We start from the raw sequence: 18,001 nt of genomic DNA on the forward strand, positions 1-18,001 counted from the left end.
CACCCCTTTCAAAACTAGAATCACATTAAGAAAAAAACGAAGCCGATAGGCCACATAAAGCGAGCTACCGACCAAATTGCATTACTTGGAAACACCTTTTTCTTTAAAGTATTTTGCTGCTCCAGGATGAACTTCCATTTCCCCTAATCCTTCAAGTGCAGTTTCTGCTGTAATGAACTTGCCTTTTGCATGTGTGATTTGATCTGTGTTATCATAAATAGCTTTAGTCATTTCATAAACTAAATCTTCATCAAGATCCTTTGTAACCACTAACATCGCTTTAACAGCAACTGTTTTTACCTCGGATTTGATTTTGTACGTACCACTTGGAATGGTATCTTCAGCATAGTATGGATACTTTTTAACCAATGCTTGGATCTTTTCCTCTGCAATAGGCAGGATAATGATATCATTTTGTACGGACAGCGCTTCAACTGCACCAGTTGGTGTTCCGGCAGTAATGAAAGCTGCGTCAATATTTCCTGCTTGGATTCCTTCGGCCGACTCATCGAAAGAAAGATTTTGTCCTTTGATATCTTTCTCAGACAAACCATGAATCTCCAGGATTTGCATGGCATTGATGTATGCACCAGAACCCGGTGCACCTACTGATACCTTTTTACCCTTTAAATCCTCGATTGATTTAATTCCACTTTTTGCTGTCGTTACAATTTGAACAGTTTCAGGATATAAAGAACTGATGGCCATTATATTGTCAATGGGTTTCCCGTCGAACATTTCTGTTCCTTCAAGTGCATATGCGGCGATATCCGTTTGCGAAAAGGCAATTTCAGCCTCTCCCGCCCTTATCGTTTCCATGTTTTCGGCGGAGGCACCAGATGTCTGAGGTGTTATGTTCGCTTTTGTTTTATCGGAAATGATTTTTCCAATTTGTCCACCGAGTGGATAGTATGTACCTCCCGTTCCACCAGTCAACAAACTCAAATTTTGGTTTCCGCTGCCCGAGACACCTGTTTTACTGTCTCCGCAGGCCGTGATAATACCGAATACCGTCAAAATCATGACCAATAAAAAGCACTTATGAAATTTTTTCATAAAACTCCCCCTCATGTGTTTTCATCATCTGCAAAAGATGATAATGTTATTATTCTACCGACCACCTCACTTTCCCTTTTTTTACAAAATTAGACACTTAAACTAAAAGAACTAGTATTTGATTAAAAACTTTTATAGAAATCGAAATAACAAGCATAAATGTGCAAAAACACCTATTAAAAACAAGGGAAATCCGCTTTCTTATAGTAATATATTACCTTTTATTACCTATTTTTCCTTTCTTTAAGGATAATATTGACTCTTCCATTTTAGAAATATATTATTGTTATAAACTTATAAGTCTATATTATAAAATGACCTTCCTAGCATATTTCTAGCCTTTAATCGTTATTTCCAGCGTTTGTTTGAGAGGGAATATTAGAAGTCCACCCTTTCTTTTACCAGCCATTTTTGCAGTGTTTTTCAAATCCAACTGAAGTGGGTGATTGTATGAATTTCCTATCCCTCCGCTATTTCATAGAGGTTTCCAACCATCTTAGTTTCAGTGAGGCTTCCAAAACCCTGCATATATCCCAGCCCGGACTTAGCCAACAGATTTTATCCCTCGAAAAACAATTAGGCTTTAAATTATTGAATCGAACGACAAGAAAAATTACATTGACAGAAGAAGGAGAGTACATCTATAAAAAACTAGCTCCTTCCTTTGAAGATATTGAGAAAACAGTGAATTACATAGTTGAAAATAAAACCATTCCCAAGCCTAAACTGAATATTGCTACCGTCCCCTCTGCAGCTAGCATATTTATCCCGAAGCTATTAAAAAAGGTTGTGGGGGAATACCCGGAAACAGAATTTTACGTTCATGAAACAACATCCTCAAGGGCCGTAAAACTCGTAAACCAACAAAATTATCACATCGGTTTCATCCGAACGCCCATTCACAGTAACATCATCGCCAATGAAGGATTAAGCATGATTGAATTCATGAGATTCCCTTTACAATTAGTCGTTTCCATTGATCATCCACTAGCCCAAAAGGATGCTATACATTTATACGAAGCAAAAGACGAACCTTTTATCCATTATGATGCCGTTCAAGCACACTCCCTTCAATTCCTTTTGGAAAAGGCATGTCTGACTGCTGGATTTTCACCTAAAGAATTATGTAAAGGCTCTGAATTACTGACGATCGCCAATCTAATATCCAATAACTTAGGTGTAGCACTCATGCCAGAAGATATGGTGAGTTTGTTGGGAAAAAGCAAAGTTAAAGCCTTGAACATCGATAACTCGGAATTATCCAGTTCCATATCGGCAGTATGGAAAAACACAGATGCATCAATGCTGACTAAGCATATTTTGAAAACGTTAGAGAATGATCATGATTTCAAGTAAAAAGAACTATACTAATCAGTGTTAAAAAAGCCCCATTTCTCTTTTAAGACACTGAGAAATGGGGCATTTAATATTGGATAATTTCACCTCTTAAACTTCTTATTGGCGATGGGGCGGGACCCCTTCCATAACTTATAAAAACCTTATATTAGCAAACTCCCCATATTGGTAGTGACTAATTATATCAATGCATAGCATGCTTTGACTTAAGAAAATATAAATACTCTATTCCAGCAGCGGTTATCTTAGTGCCGGCCCTTCCTCTGCCTTTGACGACAAATCCTTCGCTTTCTAAAATATCCAAGCGGCGACGGATCTGCTGAGGGGACAAGACAAAGGCCGTTTCTTGACTTTGACTTGAAATCAGTTCTCTGCTTGCCGCTTTCCCTTTTTCATTGCATTGCTTGATTACTTCCAAGATGAAAGCGCGCTCCTGCATTTCGAGCATACTTTCACAGACGGGATAATCCGCCGTCACACTTACTTCCACAAGCCCGTGCATGAACGGAAGGTCACTTTTCGTCACGACATTTCCCTCACAAACCGTCAGCATGTAATCCATTGTGCTTTTAAGTTCCCGTATATTGCCGGGCCATTCATATTGCATGAAATACTCCAGAACGTCTTGCTCTACTTTTACCCACTTCCCGCTTTTTGTGATGAGATGCTTTATCAAAAGTGGAATATCCGCTCTTCTCTCTTTGAGTGACGGTATGTAAAGATTGAGTACATTCAGACGGTAAAACAAGTCTGTTCTGAATGAACCGTCCCGCATCTTATCATGAAGATTTTTATTCGTAGCGGTAATCACCCTAACATTAATGGGAATGATTCTTTTGCCGCCAATTCTGCGGATTTCCCCCTCCTGCAGAACTCGAAGCAGATGGGATTGAACTGTGAGACTTATGTCACCAATTTCATCCAAAAAGATAGTCCCGTTATCCGCCATTTCAAACAGCCCTTTCTTGCCTCCCCTTTGCGCTCCTGTAAATGCCCCTTCTTCGTAGCCAAACAATTCACTTTCAAGTAAAGTTTCTGTTAAAGCGCTACAGTTGACAGCCAGAAACGGCCCGTTCTTTCGCAAAGAATGCTCATGAATAGCATGAGCAAACAGCTCTTTTCCTGTTCCTGTCTCACCCTGGATCAAAATTGGATGCTCCGACAAAGCAAGCTTCTTGGCAATCTGCTTACGCTCTTTCATTACTTCATCCTCACCGATAATATCATCAAAGCAGTATTTCGTATAAAAGCCTTTATTTCGCATTTCTCTTTGTGCTGTCTTTTCTATTTCAAAGGCTTGATGTACACTTTTGAAGGTTGCCACGATTGTATTTTCTTTCATCATTTGCAACCTAAAAATCACCACATCCACGCCGTCTATGTCGAAGAACTTACTTTCCTCATCACTTTCCATGATGAAATCGGTAATATCCCGGCGATTCATTACATGCTCTAGATACTTATTAACCACATCTTGGGCTTCAACATGGAACAGCGCCGCAAGCTGGTTATTGAATACCGTTATCAGCCCTTTCTCGTTAACGACCAATATTCCGTCATCGACAGTCCCCAACACATTTTGGATGTGTTCGCTCATCTGCAAGGCAACCCGCTCTGCATACAAAAGCTTACGTTGTAATTCAATGATATTGCTAATATACCTTTCTGAAATCTTAGAGGATATATCCTTGTTCAAACCGCAGCATTCTACAACTTCCAGAATTGTTGTTATATCAAAAAGACGCACGCCTATATCGATAACTTCTTTTATGTAGGAGGGGCAAAGATGAGTTTCCCCTGGTGAAACGGCAATTTGGACATCCTCATAAAACAATATCCCCTTCCGAAAAGGGATAAATTTAACATGATCGATACCAAGCTGATATAAGGATTCAATAAGACTTATAGTGGCATCATCATCATCATTTACCAGCAGAACTGCTGTACCATCAGGTATTCTTAAAAGTTTGTCAATGTATTCATGATTAACTGTTCTCTTTCCCACAATTATTTTCTCGGCATGTACGCTATACATACCCTTTTTATTCTCATAAGCGGCATCTGATGAATATAAGATCATTCTATCTTCCAGAGAAAGTGGTATTCCTTCATCAGCAGCATAGCTTGTGACATGAACATAGTCTCCAAGCAATTGTTCCAGCTGTTCCTGCAAGGCTTGCTTTGTTTTTGAGCTTCCCGCAATAAGTGTAAGTGAGGATTTTGACATAAAAACACCTACCTCTCCCTTCAAATTGGTTCTATTATATCACCAAAAAGAACCAATAAAGACCTTAAACTCCAATCCAACCATAAAGATTTCATAAAAATCAATCTTTACATATTGGCATGGATTTTGCTTGTTACCTGTATAAAGGAGGAAAAGCGTTTTAATTCTATGCATGTATTTTAAAGACAAAGGAGAGACACTTATGAGCCAAATAGAAGAGAAGGTTGTTTCGCTTGGAACATCAGGAAAAAAAGAGAGAAAAATCAATGTGTTTGTATTGCTGCTCTGCATTCTTGCAATAGCAACTCTATTCACTTACATTTTGCCTGCAGGGGAATATGTACGGATTGAAGCGGACGGACGGACTACTGTTGACGCCAATTCTTTCAAATGGATAGAATCCGCACCGGTCGGATTTTTCGATATGATGAAAGCTATTCACACAGGCATGGTAGAAGCCGGAAATATTATCTTTTTCTTATTGATCATCGGAGGGTTTTTCGGTGTTTTAAGAGCAACAGGTACGGTCGATGTACTGATCGCCACAATGGCTCGGAAGTTGGCGAAGCGTGAAAAGTTATTGATTCCTGTCGTGATGCTGTTTTTCGCTGTAGGCGGCTCCTTAATGGGGATGGCGGAAGAAACACTTGCTTATCTTCCTCTTATCATTCCACTGGCATTGGCTCTGGGATTCGACACTATTACAGGAACCGCCATTGTCATAGTAGGAGTAATGTCAGGGTTTACAACTGCCGTCATGAATCCATTCACAGTTGGGCTTGCCCAAGGAATCGCAGAATTGCCGATGTTCTCAGGTATAGGCTTCCGCCTTATTTTATTTGTTATCGTCTACCTGGTTTCCGTTCTTTATATCTATCGTTACGCAATGAAGGTAAAGAAAAATCCTTCTCAAGGAATCTACGGAAAATATACAAAAGAAGAATCAAAAAAACTGCTGCAATCAAGTGCGAAGTTAACAAAGGGACATAAGTTCATCTTAGGCGCTTTTTTAATTAACTATATCGTCTTGGCGTTTGGAGTTATCAAGTTTCAGTGGTACATGACAGAAATCGCTGCCTTATTCATCGTATTGACGATCGTAATTGGAATCATCGGAAAATTATCAGCAGATCACATCGTCAACTCCTTTATCAATGGCTCCGCAGCCTTGCTCGGCGGTGCTTTGATAATCGGCGTATCACGCGCCATTCTAGTCGTATTGAATGAGGGACATATCGTCGATCCTATGCTTCATCAAGTATCTGAATCTATCCAGCATATTCCGGCCTATTTAAGCGTTGCCGGCATGTACAGTTTCCAAACTCTTATTCATTTCATTCTAGCGTCCGGCACCGGTCATGCGATGCTGACCATGCCAATTATGGTGCCGCTTGCAGACATATTGGAAATTACACGCCAAACCGCAGTGTTGTCCTTCTCTTTTGCGGACGGAATCGGAAATATGATTTTCCCGACCGCTACCACCTTGATGGCGGGCTTGGCAATCGCAGGCATTCCGTGGACAAAGTGGGCGAAGTGGATTCTCCCGCTGGTGCTCATTCAATATCTCATCGGATTGATAGCTGTCATCACAGCTCACTTTATCGGATATGGTCCATTCTGATTTTATAGATTACTAATTATACACAGGAGGAGAAACGCATTGCTTACTTTAATCAAAAATGGCGAGATATACTCACCCAATTACTTAGGACGGAAAGACATATTGATTACAAATGATAAAATCGCATTCATAGATGACAGAATCGAAATTCCTGACAACTTTGCTCCTATTCAAATCATTGATGCGACTAATCTTTTGGTTGTTCCAGGTTTTATCGATTCACATGTTCATATAATCGGCGGGGGCGGCGAGGGCGGATTCAAAACCCGCACCCCCGAGCTACAGCTCACTGATATTACAACTTCAGGAATTACAACACTGGTCGGCTTACTTGGCACGGACGGAACTACGCGTAGAATGGAGAGTCTTCTCGCCAAGGCGCGTGCGCTTGAAGAAGAGGGTATTTCCTGTTTCATTCATACTGGCTCCTATCAAGTGCCAGTTAAAACATTGACAGGTAAAATCGAAGACGACATTATTTTAATCGACAAAATAATCGGTGTCGGGGAGATTGCCATCTCAGACCATAGATCATCAGAACCCACATTTGGAGAATTAACTAAAATCGCCGCAGCGGCTCGCAACGGCGGTATCCTGTCAGGAAAGGCCGGTATTATAGAAGTGCATGTAGGGGACGGTGATGGAGAGCTCTCATTGTTACATGAAATTGCTGATAAAACCAACATTCCGATTCGGCAGCTCCATCCGACACATATCAACCGAAATGAAGGATTATTCAGGGCGGGAATTGATTACGCTAAGAAAGGCGGATACGTTGACTTTACTACAAGTACCATTCCTCAGTTTTTAGAGGAAGGGGAAGTGAAGTGCAGCATGGCCTTGCGCATGATGCTTGAAGAAGGGGTTCCAGTCGGTCACATCACCTTCTCTTCAGACGGGCAAGCAAGCCTTCCCTTTTTTAACTCCCATGGGGAGTATGCCGGCCTTCAAGTAGGAAAAGTATCATCGCTATATCAAGAAGTGCGTGATGCTGTTTTAGAGGAAGGCATCCCTCTGGAAACCGCACTGAAGGTCATCACCACAAATCCCGCACAAGTGCTGAAGCTTTCAAGCAAGGGCAGCATCCAATCCGGGAAGGATGCCGATATCGTATTGTTACAAAAGGAAACATTGACAATTGACACTGTAATGGCAAGAGGACAAGTTATGGTAGAAAAGGGGGTTACTTTGATAAAAGGAACATTTGAATGAATAACAGACAAGGTACACGTTATCGCAAAATTGTCATGTCTCGCATTGTTTGGATCCCAATGGGCATCGCCTGGTATTTACCTTTCTTCTAAAAAATCTTGTTCTATCCTTACATGGTCCGTATTATTGGATATATGTTACAGGCGCCTTCCTTAAAACAATCTAAAAAGTCGAATTCCTAGCTGTGAAGGAATTCGACTTTTTGCTATACAAAAATTTCTGCGTATTGAATCCAATAAATGCTTTTTCAGTCATCATTATTTGAACAATATCCAATTGCCTCTCATTACATTTAAATCAGTTTATTGAGACGCCCTATCCGTCACTTTTTACTTACGGGTCTCGCAGAGCCTCGTTACAAGCTATAGGTCAACTAAATAAGGAAGTACTATGCATCGGCTGGACTTTCGCTTTAGGATCAATATAAGCTTTAGCATTATTGACTGCCGTTGGGCCTTCACCAAATCCGGAAGCAATTAATTTAACCTTTCCATCATACGTACAAATATCCCCGGCTGCGTAAATGCCTGAAATATTTGTTTCTTGTTTGGAGTTAACGATAATTGCATTTTTATTGATGTTTAGACCCCATTCTTTAATCGCACCAAGAGAAGAGACAAAGCCGTAATTAATAATTAAATCATCTACGTCCACCACTTCTTTTTGTTGAGTCTTAGTGTGTTCTAAAACAATTTGAGTAATCTGATCTGCTCCTACCAGTTCTGCAGGAATATAAGGTGTTTTGACCTCAACAGAGGAATTCACTAATTTTTCGACACTATGTTCATGAGCACGGAACTTATCTCTTCTGTGTATCAATGTTACTTTTTCAGCAATCGGTTCTAACATAAGGGCCCAATCAACAGCAGAATCTCCACCGCCTAGAATCGCCACTTTCCTTCCTTTAAAGCGGCTCATATCATTCACAAAATAATGTAAATTCTTATTTTCGAACTGTGTTGAATCTTCTAATTCTAGTTTACGAGGCTGAAAAGCTCCATTTCCAGCAGTAATGATTACTGATTTTGAGAAATGCGTTTCAAGGTTTGTTGTGATCTTAAATGTTCCGTCTGCTTGTTTTTCTAACTGTTCAACTGCTTCTTCAAGACAAATTGTTGGTTCGAATACCTTCATTTGTTCTTTTAAATTCTCTATCAATTCCTGAGCCCTTACTTTTGGAAATCCAGCTATATCATAAATGAATTTTTCAGGATAAAGAGCCGAGAGCTGTCCTCCCAATTGAGGAAGACTTTCAAGGATTTTCACCTTTGCTTGCCTCATTCCCCCATAAAACGCCGTAAACAACCCAACTGGGCCCCCGCCAATTATTGTTATGTCATAGACCTTCTTTTCTTCTGTCATTGTAATCACTCCTTGTCATTCTATGTTGGTTGCTCATACTGAAAATGATTTGCTGATTGTAAGAGATTGACTTGTAAAGTTTCTACAAAAAATAAACTAGAGGTGTCAATTTCCTTAGTTAATATTCATCTATAATCCGTTACAAACGTCCTCATTGATTACATTTATAAATATTATTCAAATTTATTAGGATTACCATCAAAGGATATTTGAGCTACTTTAATAGAATCGGTTGGACATCCTTCTGAAGCATCTATCATATCTTCCTCGAGTTCATCGGGTATGATCTCTGCCCCAACATTATTATCCAATATAACAAACGCAATACCTTCTTCATCGTAATCATAAATATCAGGAGCTGAAGCACCACAAGCTCCGCATGCAATACAAGTTTCTTTATCCACGATCGTATAGTTTGCCATTTTTACTATCCATTCCCCTCTCTAATATAAGCCCTGTTTTTTTACTAAGGCATTTATAAGGTTTTGAAGCCTTAGGCAATTCCTATTCTTTATTTCCTTACTCGATATCATTCAAAAATTCTAGGATGCTTGAATTAAACTTTCTGGGATTTTCCTGGTAACACAAATGACCGCCATCTGGAATTATCACTAGCCTGGAATTTATTAATTCTTCATGAATTGCTTCTGATTCCTTTATAGGCGTTACAGTATCCAATTCACCACAAATTACAAGAACAGGAACATCTATATGAAATAACGATCTCATTTGATTTAGATGATAAAGAGAATAGGCTACCGAACGGTATCCTGCCGGTCTTATCTGTGTCATGATCTCTTTTACTCGCTTATAGACTTTTTCTGAAGCATGGGGAGATAGCAAGGCTTTTATCCTGATTTCCGCTATCTCCTCAGTAGAAAGGTTTTCTATCGAAAATAATCGATTTTTCAATTTCGTCTCGTTCTCTTCTGGGGTTAGAGCAGCAGCCCCTCTTGTCGAATCGGCTAATATAAGTTTATTAATCTTATTTGGGTACAGGCTACAGTACTCTATCGCAATTGCCGCTCCCATTGAATGGCCGAGCAGATGGATTTTTTCCAACTTTAGTTGATCTAGCATGCCGTTCAGAATCCGTGCAAACTCTTTAAAATTTCTAAATTCCTCTGCTGGATCTGAACTTTTTCCATAACCAGGAGCATCCCATGCAATTACTGTATAATGCTCCTTTAATTCCTGGATTTGCTCCTTCCATGACTGTGAATTATTACTCATACCATGTAACAATACTAATGGTTCTCCATTACCTTCTATTTCATAATGAATACTTAAATCTTCTACTTTTACGTATGGCATAATATCAGTCCCCCTTACTTGTAATTGGTATATCTTTCTTGAGCAATGGATTTCCAGACTGCTGTAATTTTTTAGGAAAATATCTAACTCTTAATTCACCTATACTTGAAATACCTTTTCTTAAAGTAGCCAATGATTTACCTCATTTAGTTTCTCTTGACGGAAATAGCTTTCGTTTTGATTCGATATGGAAAGTGCTTCCTTACCTGCAATGTCCGGAACTTGATCTGTTTATCGATACGTTTCCCTGACACTGTCGTAAAGCATCAACATCAGTAGCGTTCCAGCAACATCTTATGATTTGTTTCCAAAGAACCACGAACTAAATAAGGATTAATCAAACCTCGACAAATAGCGGACTGATAACAGGGATTTTTTTATGTAACAAGACACTAAACTTAAGTAGCAGACATTCCATTTCCTTTCCGGTCTTACAAATAAAGCAAGATACAGTATTCCCAAAACTGTGCCAGCCTAGCCAAGTCCTCGCACTGACAATCCACCATCGCTGGAAATGACTTCACCTGTAATCGCGCGTGATTCGTCAGAAGCTAACAGTACATACGCCGCAACGTGATCTTCCGGCATCTGGGCAAGTTGAAGAGGATTTCGTTTTTTTATGCTGCTTGCTTTCGTATCATTATCGACGATTTTCACAAATGGACGCAGTGGCGGGATCACCGAAAGTGCTGTCAATGTACCCCCAGGCGCTACCGCATTTACCCGGATAGAAGGCGAGAGCTCGAACGCAAGCTGGCGCATCAATCCAATTTGGGCGTGTTTGCTCGCTGTGTACCAAACACCGCCGCCATCTGGATAAAAACTTGCACCGGACACAGTGAAAATTATTGTGCCATTTGTTTTTTGCAGTTCTTCAAGAGCTGCTTTCGCTCCGAAAAAAGATCCTTTTACGTTAATATTGAGAAGGAAATCATACGCTTCGGAAAGCGCCTCAGGAGTCACATCGGCAAATTTAGCAAATCCATCGAACACGCCGGCATTCGCAATGAAAACATCTAACTTTCCGTATTGTTCGACCGTAGCTTGGACCGCTCGTTCATTGTCTTCGTATTTGCTTACATCTCCCTGATAAGTAAGGATATTTCCACCAAATTCTTCTTTCATTTTCGCTAATGTGTCTTTAGAGCGGCCGATAATGCTCACTTTTGCTCCTTCTTGTATAAAACGGCGTGTGACAGCTTCCCCTATTCCTGAAGCTCCCCCTGTAATCATTACGACTTTATCTTTTAAGGTCATTCCCATGGTCTCCACCCCTTCTATTATTTTTTATTCCTGGTGAACGGTTATACAAAGATCTAGGTTTCAATCATGTATACGGTCTTGATAGAGAGCACATATTTTTTTCAAATTTCTTATGGGACATTAATCTTCTCTTTATTCATGATATTAGTTTCATATATAAAACAACGTTTTAATATAAACAATTTTAGTAGTCTGTAAAAAAATGAAACCACCTTTTGAAATACCCTACTTGATTTGCAACTCGTGATTCCAAAATATATCAATCTGTGGTTATCCTTACTCCTATGTACTCGTAAAAGGTCTACAAGATTTGACTCTTGACGACTTCATTGTAGCTTCTCAGTAAGATTCCAGCTCGTATTCTTACTGAGAAACCACTTCTAAAAAACGCATTATATTAAACTTTTAGCCTTTTATCGATTTATCGAACACCAATTCCGCTAGAACCGCTAGAGGCTTTACTTCATTTGCCAAGTGGGCTGCTGCTGTCCACTAGATTTACCCAATTACAAAGTTACTTTATTTCCCGTCGTGTTACTTAGGTGATATTCAAGAGCTTCTTGTTTAATCATAAACAAATACGCGACAAACCCGAAAGCGGCTGCTACAATCAGCATAGCAATGGAAGGACCAAAATTACCGTCAGACAAATCGCGGCTCCACCCCATAATATAGCTTGAAAATCCACCCATAATATTTGTGAATCCCATTAAACCGGCTGCACGGCCCGCTGTTTCAGGTGTTGAAAATTTAATGATGAAAAAATTGGTTAGATGAAACATTCCTCCCTGAGATCCCATAGCGAGCCCCATGGAAACGCCAGCCAAAATAGGACTTGGTGCAATAACAGCAATTGTCAAAAATACGGCTGTCAGTATGAAAAGAATCGTCGCCAGTAAACTCGGGCGCTTCGTTTTGTCCGCCAAAAATCCCCCAGCCAGGACAAACCCAAGTGCAAATAGCCAGGATAATGAAGTAATCCCAGTCATCGCTTCCCTTTCAAAGCCTTTAGCCTCAACAAGATATGTAGGCAGCCAAATACTGATTCCAAAGAAAAGAAAGGACGACATCAAATTGCCAAACCAGACAATCCAATAACGATAATCCTTAGCGAAGAATTGCTTCGACTGCACATCATTAGCCTCGTCTTTTTGGCGAATATAGGAGACTTCTTCTTTACTGACGCGTGGATGTTCTTCTGGCGTGTTACGAGTCAATAACAGGAACATTGGAATATTGATAAGTAAGTTAAAGGCAGCGAGGGCAAAGAATGCCGCCTGCCAATGAAACGTTGAAATAATCAGAATGAGTATAACGGTACCCAATGCCGGGCCAAGATAGTTGCCCGTAATCCAGAATGACTGTGCCCTGCCAAGTTCTCGTTTATTAAACCAATTCGAAATAAATTTACCAGATATCGGAATCATCATACCTTCCCCAATTCCGAGGATGACCCTGCTGATTAAAAACATTTCGTATGAAGTGGACAGCCCCCCCATCACCATGGTTGCTGTCCATACCAGTAAACCTAAAACTGCTGTTTTCCGTGCGCCTAACTTGTCAATAATAACGCCCCAAAAAATGTTGGAACAGGAGTATGAAATCATGAATATAAAGGAGATCAAACCAATTTTTTCATTTTTATCCGGGCCGGTTAATCCAAGATCGCTTAAAAATCCCGGATCCGTTTGGATAACGGAGATACCCACTTTATCAATCTGCCCGAAAAACCAGAAGAAAAAAATAGGAATTGCAATGTACAACCATCTTTTTTGACCTTGTAACATGTTATTTCCCCCTTATAAATAGGCTCCTTTGAATGCGCTTTCATGATTTCCGACAAAGAAAATGTCTATCATACTATTAAACTTGACCTACTCCTCCTTTCAAAAAAATAGCAGCAACCCATTGTTTTATATAAAAAACAATGTTACCGATATTTAATGTTATATCGAATTTTCATAATAGTCAATAATATTCAAACTATTTTTTTCAAGACAAAAAATAGTTTTGTATACAAAACAAAATAAAGTATTGTTTCGTTGAAAACAACACGAAACAATACCTTCACCATTGACTTTCCCTGTATCACATAAAACCGGATAACGTTTCTGCAAATTTTGAGCCTTAGGAAACTCCTATGGAGCCCCCCTCCTACTGTTCCAGATTAAAACCTTTTACTTGAACGGACTCTAGACTTAGTAGATTCTTCAGTCCGTAGCATCTCCGGATTTTGGGCATGATGGACATTTTCTCGATTCGATTAATGAAGTTTCAAAAATAATTATTGAGTTGCATTAATCATGGATTCCTGTTCAGCACCCCAACTTATGCTACAGCTTGAGGTGAATAAAGCATACAATTCGTGAACCGCCCATCAACAATTCCTTCGATAGGTAAACCCAAAATTGAAGAATGATTCTTCATCCGCTCAATCATTGTCTTTCTTTTATAACGATTCTTTATACATATATAAAAATTAACTATTTTTATTATTTATCACTCAATGTTAGCCTTTTGTTATACGATATTTGAAAGGATGAGAGATGAATGACTATACAATATTCTCAGTTCACAGTATTCGGATTGGGTCCCATCGGAATTGAAATTCTACGCAGTGCTTACCAAACCAATCCACAATCGATTATCGGTGTTGTCGATATTGATCCAGATAAGGTAGGAAAGGATATTGGCTCATTAATCAATGAAAAAGAAACGAACAAGTGTGTAGTCTCCCATATACAGAAAGTAAATACTGAAGCTGACCATCCTATCGCCCTACATGCAACCGGTTCCAACGCACAACAAGTATGGCCCCAAATCAAAGAGCTGCTAGATTACGGCTTTTCAGTGGTTTCCACCTGTGAACAGCTTTCCTACCCATGGCATCGCTACCCCCTACTTTCAAAGGAAATAGATGATTATGCTAAAGCAAAAGGGCTTAGTGTCATCGGGACCGGCATCAATCCGGGGTACATCATGGATACTATGGCCATTTCTTTTACAACAGTATTGACCACGGTTAACCAAATTAAGGTCAATCGTAAAGTTGATGTTTCGAAAAGGCGCCTCCCTTTACAAAAAAAGGTCGGAATCGGGATGACCAGAGAAGAGTTTGAATTTTTAGCTGAACGGAATAAAATTGGGCATGTAGGTCTTGAGGAGTCTGTCAGGTTAATCGCTTATGGGCTGAATTGGAATCTTTCAAGTGTTATCAATACCATTGAACCAATGATTGCAAGCGAAAATATGACCGTTCCGCTAACTACCTTAAAACCTGGTGATGTTAAGGGGCTTCATCAAATTTCCACAGGCAATACTGTTGACGGAAAGCAAATTTCCTTGGATTTAACGATGTCTGCAGGAATTAAACAGGAAGATGAAATCGTTATCGAGGGGAACGAAACCCAAAGGTTGATTGTTCCAAACGGCATTTTTGGAGATACAGCAACCGCAGCAATGATTATCAATACCGCTAAGCAAATTGATGCCCTCCGTAAACCAGGTTTACTTACAATGGCTGACATCGGGGTGCCGAGAAATATAAATCAATCACACTTTGTGCGTATTTAATGGCTAACCAACAATCTTGCGTATAAGACTTACGATATTAGCAAAGGTGAACCCCGAATGGTTCACCTTTTCGATTTGGCCCAGTATTTATTCCAAGATCAAGAACGATGACGATCAATGAAATGGTTGCTGATAAGCACTTCCAAATAAAGCCGCAAACATTACACCAGGTACTGTTGAGCATGCTAACATGACAAAAAACCACCATAAACGGTGGCTTTACTTCCTATATGTAGGAATCGACTATTTTATGTAATTTATCTTATTTCAGGAAAATATATTCCGGAAATGACATGATTTTTCTATTTTCATTAATGTGTTTGAGAACCAAGTTTCACGGAAATCGAATTGGCTGCTTTCGTTACTTTGTCAATCAATTCAGGCAAGCGGTCTTCCTGAAATCTCACTTCAATCCCAGCCACACTAATACCAGCTACTATTTGACCTTTACCATTGAGTATCGGTGCACTCACCGCTTTTGTATAATCCTCAAGTTCTGATGAAGTTATCGTGTAACCATTCATTCTCGCTTCATCCAAAGCATGACGGAGTTTAGTTTTTTCCGTTATCGTTCCAATGGCGATTGGTTTTAATTGAATCCTTCCCAAATAATTTTCACGCTCTTCTTCTGGCAAATAAGCTAGGATGATTCGAGAATCGCCAGCATATAATGGCGAACGCCTTCCAATAGATGTATAAAGACGAACAGGATGCAGGGTGTCCACCTTTTCAATGTACATGGCTTCGTCCTTATCCCTCACAATTAAATTCACTGCCTCTTCAACATCATCCCGTAGGTCTTTCATGATGGGATAGGCAATTGATCTGATATCCAAACGCTCTCCCACCAGTTGACCAAACTGCAGAAATATAAGCCCAAGTGAATAATATCCATCATCATCCCTAGTTAAAAACCCCATTTCTTCCAATGACCCCAGCATTCGGTGCAATGAGGTTTTTGGCAGGTTGGAAATTACCATCATTTCATTAAAGCTGAGTTTCGGATGATTGATGAAAAGGGTAAGGATTTGCATGGATTTAACGACGGTTTTGTTATGTGCTTGCATACATAAGTCTCCTTTCATGATACAAGTTATCCTGGATGTACTCACATACTATCATTCTATAATAAAACAAGGAAAAAAGGATATAATGGTATACAGTAAAATACATATAAGGGAAAAGGAAAAAGAAAGCACTCTTTAAGAGTACTTTCTCATCGTTTACGACTTCTTGCTGAAGGAACTATATGACAAACCATTTTTTCAGAGCTAATGAAATCGAAACCTGTAATTCTTTCAATTGCAGTTCTTTTTGAAGGAAAAGCCGTTCTGCCTCTTTTAAGGTCACCCGTGAGAATTGAATGGATTCCCCTGGTTTAACTTGTGCAATCATTGGTAAATCGGCTGTAATCACCTGTGCTATTTTAGGATATCCTCCTGTTGTTTGGCTATCTGCAAGGAGAATGATCGGGTTTCCATCAGGAGGAACCTGTACGGACCCATTAGTTACCGCTTCTGATAATAGATTCCCGTTATCCTGTAACTCTAACTTCGGGCCTGATATTCTATACCCCATACGGTCAGATTGATTGGAAACTTTAAATGAACCTTCTACAAAACTATCTTTACTTGAGTTTGTGAAATATTCGTACTGGCTTCCTTCGATGAAACGGATGGAAGGCTTTCGATCTGGAAAAAACTCCTTATTATTAACAAACCACTTTGGGAAGGCAAATGAACCTTTGACCTCCCATTCACCAAGATTTCTGGTAGATTCATTACATTCCAACAGATCGTCAGCTCTTAATGCCCTTCCCTTATAGCCGCCAATCCCCCCCCGTAAATAGGTGCTTTTACTACCCATTACTTCAGAAATGGTGAATCCTCCCGCCACAGATAAATAAGCCCGGCAACCTGATTTACACCCTTCAAATCGAAGAATCGATCCTTTTTTCACATATATGGGCTTCCACATCGGTGCAATCCGGCTGTCAATGGTAGGTGATAAATCACCACCTGTTATCGAGATCAAGCAGTTTTTCTCCACTTTAATAGTCGGACCCATTAATGTTATTTCTAAGGCCGCTTCTCCTTCTTCATTACCAACCAACATATTGGCAATTCGTAAAGAATATCCATCCATTGCCCCGCTTACTATCACACCATGTTGCTGAAATCCTTTTCTTCCAAGATCTTGTATACTAGTCAATAATCCCGGCTTGATTACACGTAGGCTCACTGTAACCCCTCCTTAAGGACCATTTCTTCATACTCTTGATTAGAAACCGGATGGAATTTCACAATGTCTCCTGCTTGTAATAAACTTGGCGGATTTACATTTGGCAAAAATAATTTCGTTGGCGTTTGTCCGATTAACTGCCATCCTCCAGGTGTTGATATGGGATATACACCCGTTTGCATACCGGCAATTCCAACTGCCCCTGTTGGTATCGTCATTCTAGGAGAAGAACGCCTAGGCGTCGCTATTTCTTCAGATAGTCCCCCTAGAAACGGAAAGCCAGGTGCAAATCCGATCATATAGGCCAAATACTCACCGGTTGAATGAATATGAATGACTTCATCAGTGGTCAAATTATTATAACGAGCTACATATTCCAAATCCGGTCCATATTCCCCTCCATAACACACGGGAATGGAAACCGTCCGATGTGTCAGCTTTTTACCTTCTTGTATACCCTGTAATTTCATGTCCAAGATGGAACGAACCACTTCATAGGGAGAAATGTCTTCCATCCCATTGCTTTGTTTTTGATTCTTATAGATAACCAGCGGATCATAGAATACCGTCAAATTCGTAAATGCAGGTACACATTCTATAAATCCTACAAAGGGTTCATCTTCCAGTGAATCCAAAAACAATTTTATTTTTTTGTGAATGCTGTATTCCATTCCATTCCCAAATGTAATCACGATTGCGGAATCGCCCAAGGGAGACAGTTTACATGCAGTTTTATTCAAAAGCTTTTCCGACATAGAAATCAACTCTTTCTG

15 protein-coding genes are annotated in these 18,001 nt (G+C 39.8%); 4 read left to right on the forward strand and 11 right to left on the reverse strand.

Features of this window, described 5'->3' with window-relative positions; all coding sequences use genetic code 11:
• Positions 1–81 precede the first annotated feature (81 nt).
• A complete protein-coding gene (locus LQ203_RS05680; protein ID WP_230156469.1) occupies positions 82–1,056 on the reverse strand; it encodes a TAXI family TRAP transporter solute-binding subunit in 975 nt (324 codons plus the stop codon).
• A 450-nt stretch (positions 1,057–1,506) separates the two neighbouring features.
• On the opposite strand from LQ203_RS05680, the gene LQ203_RS05685 reads away from it, so the two are divergent.
• A complete protein-coding gene (locus tag LQ203_RS05685) occupies positions 1,507–2,412 on the forward strand; it encodes a LysR family transcriptional regulator (RefSeq protein ID WP_230156470.1) in 906 nt (301 codons plus the stop codon).
• Between the two features lie 184 nt (positions 2,413–2,596).
• Here the strand turns inward: LQ203_RS05685 and LQ203_RS05690 are convergent, their stop codons facing one another.
• The gene (locus LQ203_RS05690) at positions 2,597–4,639 is read right to left on the reverse strand and encodes a sigma 54-interacting transcriptional regulator (RefSeq protein ID WP_230156471.1); all 2,043 of its coding nucleotides are present in this window, start codon (positions 4,637–4,639) and stop codon (positions 2,597–2,599) included.
• Positions 4,640–4,841: 202 nt separating this feature from the next.
• Between LQ203_RS05690 and LQ203_RS05695 the strand changes: the two genes are divergently transcribed.
• Entirely contained in the window at positions 4,842–6,263 is a 1,422-nt protein-coding gene (locus tag LQ203_RS05695; RefSeq protein WP_230156473.1) for a C4-dicarboxylate ABC transporter permease, read from the forward strand.
• 39 nt (positions 6,264–6,302) lie between these two features.
• Complete coding sequence (gene iadA, locus LQ203_RS05700; RefSeq protein ID WP_230156475.1) at positions 6,303–7,475, forward strand: beta-aspartyl-peptidase; 1,173 nt, start codon at positions 6,303–6,305, stop codon at positions 7,473–7,475.
• A 369-nt stretch (positions 7,476–7,844) separates the two neighbouring features.
• On the opposite strand, the gene LQ203_RS05705 is transcribed toward iadA, so the two are convergent.
• The 6 genes from LQ203_RS05705 to LQ203_RS05725 form a co-directional block, all read right to left on the reverse strand.
• A complete protein-coding gene (locus LQ203_RS05705) occupies positions 7,845–8,837 on the reverse strand; it encodes an NAD(P)/FAD-dependent oxidoreductase (RefSeq protein ID WP_230156477.1) in 993 nt (330 codons plus the stop codon).
• A 173-nt stretch (positions 8,838–9,010) separates the two neighbouring features.
• Positions 9,011–9,259 carry a ferredoxin gene (locus LQ203_RS05710; protein WP_230156479.1) on the reverse strand — a complete coding sequence of 83 codons (249 nt, stop codon included), beginning with the start codon at positions 9,257–9,259 and terminating at the stop codon, positions 9,011–9,013.
• A 97-nt stretch (positions 9,260–9,356) separates the two neighbouring features.
• The gene (locus tag LQ203_RS05715; protein WP_230156481.1) at positions 9,357–10,151 is read right to left on the reverse strand and encodes an alpha/beta hydrolase; all 795 of its coding nucleotides are present in this window, start codon (positions 10,149–10,151) and stop codon (positions 9,357–9,359) included.
• 4 nt (positions 10,152–10,155) lie between these two features.
• Positions 10,156–10,284: a hypothetical protein gene (locus LQ203_RS27445; RefSeq protein WP_290370530.1), complete on the reverse strand. Its 129-nt coding sequence runs from the start codon at positions 10,282–10,284 to the stop codon at positions 10,156–10,158.
• Positions 10,285–10,625: 341 nt separating this feature from the next.
• The gene (locus tag LQ203_RS05720) at positions 10,626–11,414 is read right to left on the reverse strand and encodes an SDR family NAD(P)-dependent oxidoreductase (RefSeq protein WP_230156483.1); all 789 of its coding nucleotides are present in this window, start codon (positions 11,412–11,414) and stop codon (positions 10,626–10,628) included.
• Positions 11,415–11,920: 506 nt separating this feature from the next.
• Positions 11,921–13,201 carry an MFS transporter gene (locus LQ203_RS05725; RefSeq protein ID WP_230156484.1) on the reverse strand — a complete coding sequence of 427 codons (1,281 nt, stop codon included), beginning with the start codon at positions 13,199–13,201 and terminating at the stop codon, positions 11,921–11,923.
• Positions 13,202–13,964: 763 nt separating this feature from the next.
• Between LQ203_RS05725 and LQ203_RS05730 the strand changes: the two genes are divergently transcribed.
• A complete protein-coding gene (locus LQ203_RS05730; protein ID WP_230156485.1) occupies positions 13,965–14,987 on the forward strand; it encodes a hypothetical protein in 1,023 nt (340 codons plus the stop codon).
• 311 nt (positions 14,988–15,298) lie between these two features.
• On the opposite strand, the gene LQ203_RS05735 is transcribed toward LQ203_RS05730, so the two are convergent.
• From LQ203_RS05735 to pxpB, 3 genes are all read right to left on the reverse strand, one after another.
• Positions 15,299–16,054 (reverse strand): IclR family transcriptional regulator, encoded by a 756-nt coding sequence (locus LQ203_RS05735; RefSeq protein WP_230156486.1) that lies wholly within the window; start codon positions 16,052–16,054, stop codon positions 15,299–15,301.
• Between the two features lie 178 nt (positions 16,055–16,232).
• A complete protein-coding gene (locus tag LQ203_RS05740) occupies positions 16,233–17,228 on the reverse strand; it encodes a biotin-dependent carboxyltransferase family protein (RefSeq protein WP_230156487.1) in 996 nt (331 codons plus the stop codon).
• On the reverse strand, positions 17,225–17,983 hold the full coding sequence (gene pxpB, locus LQ203_RS05745; protein WP_230156488.1) for a 5-oxoprolinase subunit PxpB: 759 nt from the start codon (positions 17,981–17,983) through the stop codon (positions 17,225–17,227). Before pxpB ends, LQ203_RS05740 begins: the two co-directional genes overlap by 4 nt.
• Between the last annotated feature and the right edge of the window lie 18 nt (positions 17,984–18,001).

The organism is Peribacillus sp. Bi96 (assembly GCF_918698115.1).
Taxonomy (GTDB): domain Bacteria; phylum Bacillota; class Bacilli; order Bacillales; family DSM-1321; genus Peribacillus.

Bases quoted from the DNA above. Each gene is read 5' to 3' on its own strand.
- LQ203_RS05720 (WP_230156483.1), bottom strand. From the start codon at position 11,414: ATGGGAATGACCTTAAAAGATAAAGTCGTAATGATTACAGGGGGAGCT.
- LQ203_RS05705 (WP_230156477.1), bottom strand. From the start codon at position 8,837: ATGACAGAAGAAAAGAAGGTCTATGACATAACAATAATTGGCGGGGGC.
- LQ203_RS05735 (WP_230156486.1), bottom strand. From the start codon at position 16,054: ATGCAAGCACATAACAAAACCGTCGTTAAATCCATGCAAATCCTTACC.
- LQ203_RS05690 (WP_230156471.1), bottom strand. From the start codon at position 4,639: ATGTCAAAATCCTCACTTACACTTATTGCGGGAAGCTCAAAAACAAAG.
- LQ203_RS05715 (WP_230156481.1), bottom strand. From the start codon at position 10,151: ATGCCATACGTAAAAGTAGAAGATTTAAGTATTCATTATGAAATAGAA.
- LQ203_RS05710 (WP_230156479.1), bottom strand. From the start codon at position 9,259: ATGGCAAACTATACGATCGTGGATAAAGAAACTTGTATTGCATGCGGA.
- pxpB (WP_230156488.1), bottom strand. From the start codon at position 17,983: ATGTCGGAAAAGCTTTTGAATAAAACTGCATGTAAACTGTCTCCCTTG.
- LQ203_RS05680 (WP_230156469.1), bottom strand. From the start codon at position 1,056: ATGAAAAAATTTCATAAGTGCTTTTTATTGGTCATGATTTTGACGGTA.
- LQ203_RS05685 (WP_230156470.1), top strand. From the start codon at position 1,507: ATGAATTTCCTATCCCTCCGCTATTTCATAGAGGTTTCCAACCATCTT.
- LQ203_RS05725 (WP_230156484.1), bottom strand. From the start codon at position 13,201: ATGTTACAAGGTCAAAAAAGATGGTTGTACATTGCAATTCCTATTTTT.
- LQ203_RS05695 (WP_230156473.1), top strand. From the start codon at position 4,842: ATGAGCCAAATAGAAGAGAAGGTTGTTTCGCTTGGAACATCAGGAAAA.
- LQ203_RS05730 (WP_230156485.1), top strand. From the start codon at position 13,965: ATGACTATACAATATTCTCAGTTCACAGTATTCGGATTGGGTCCCATC.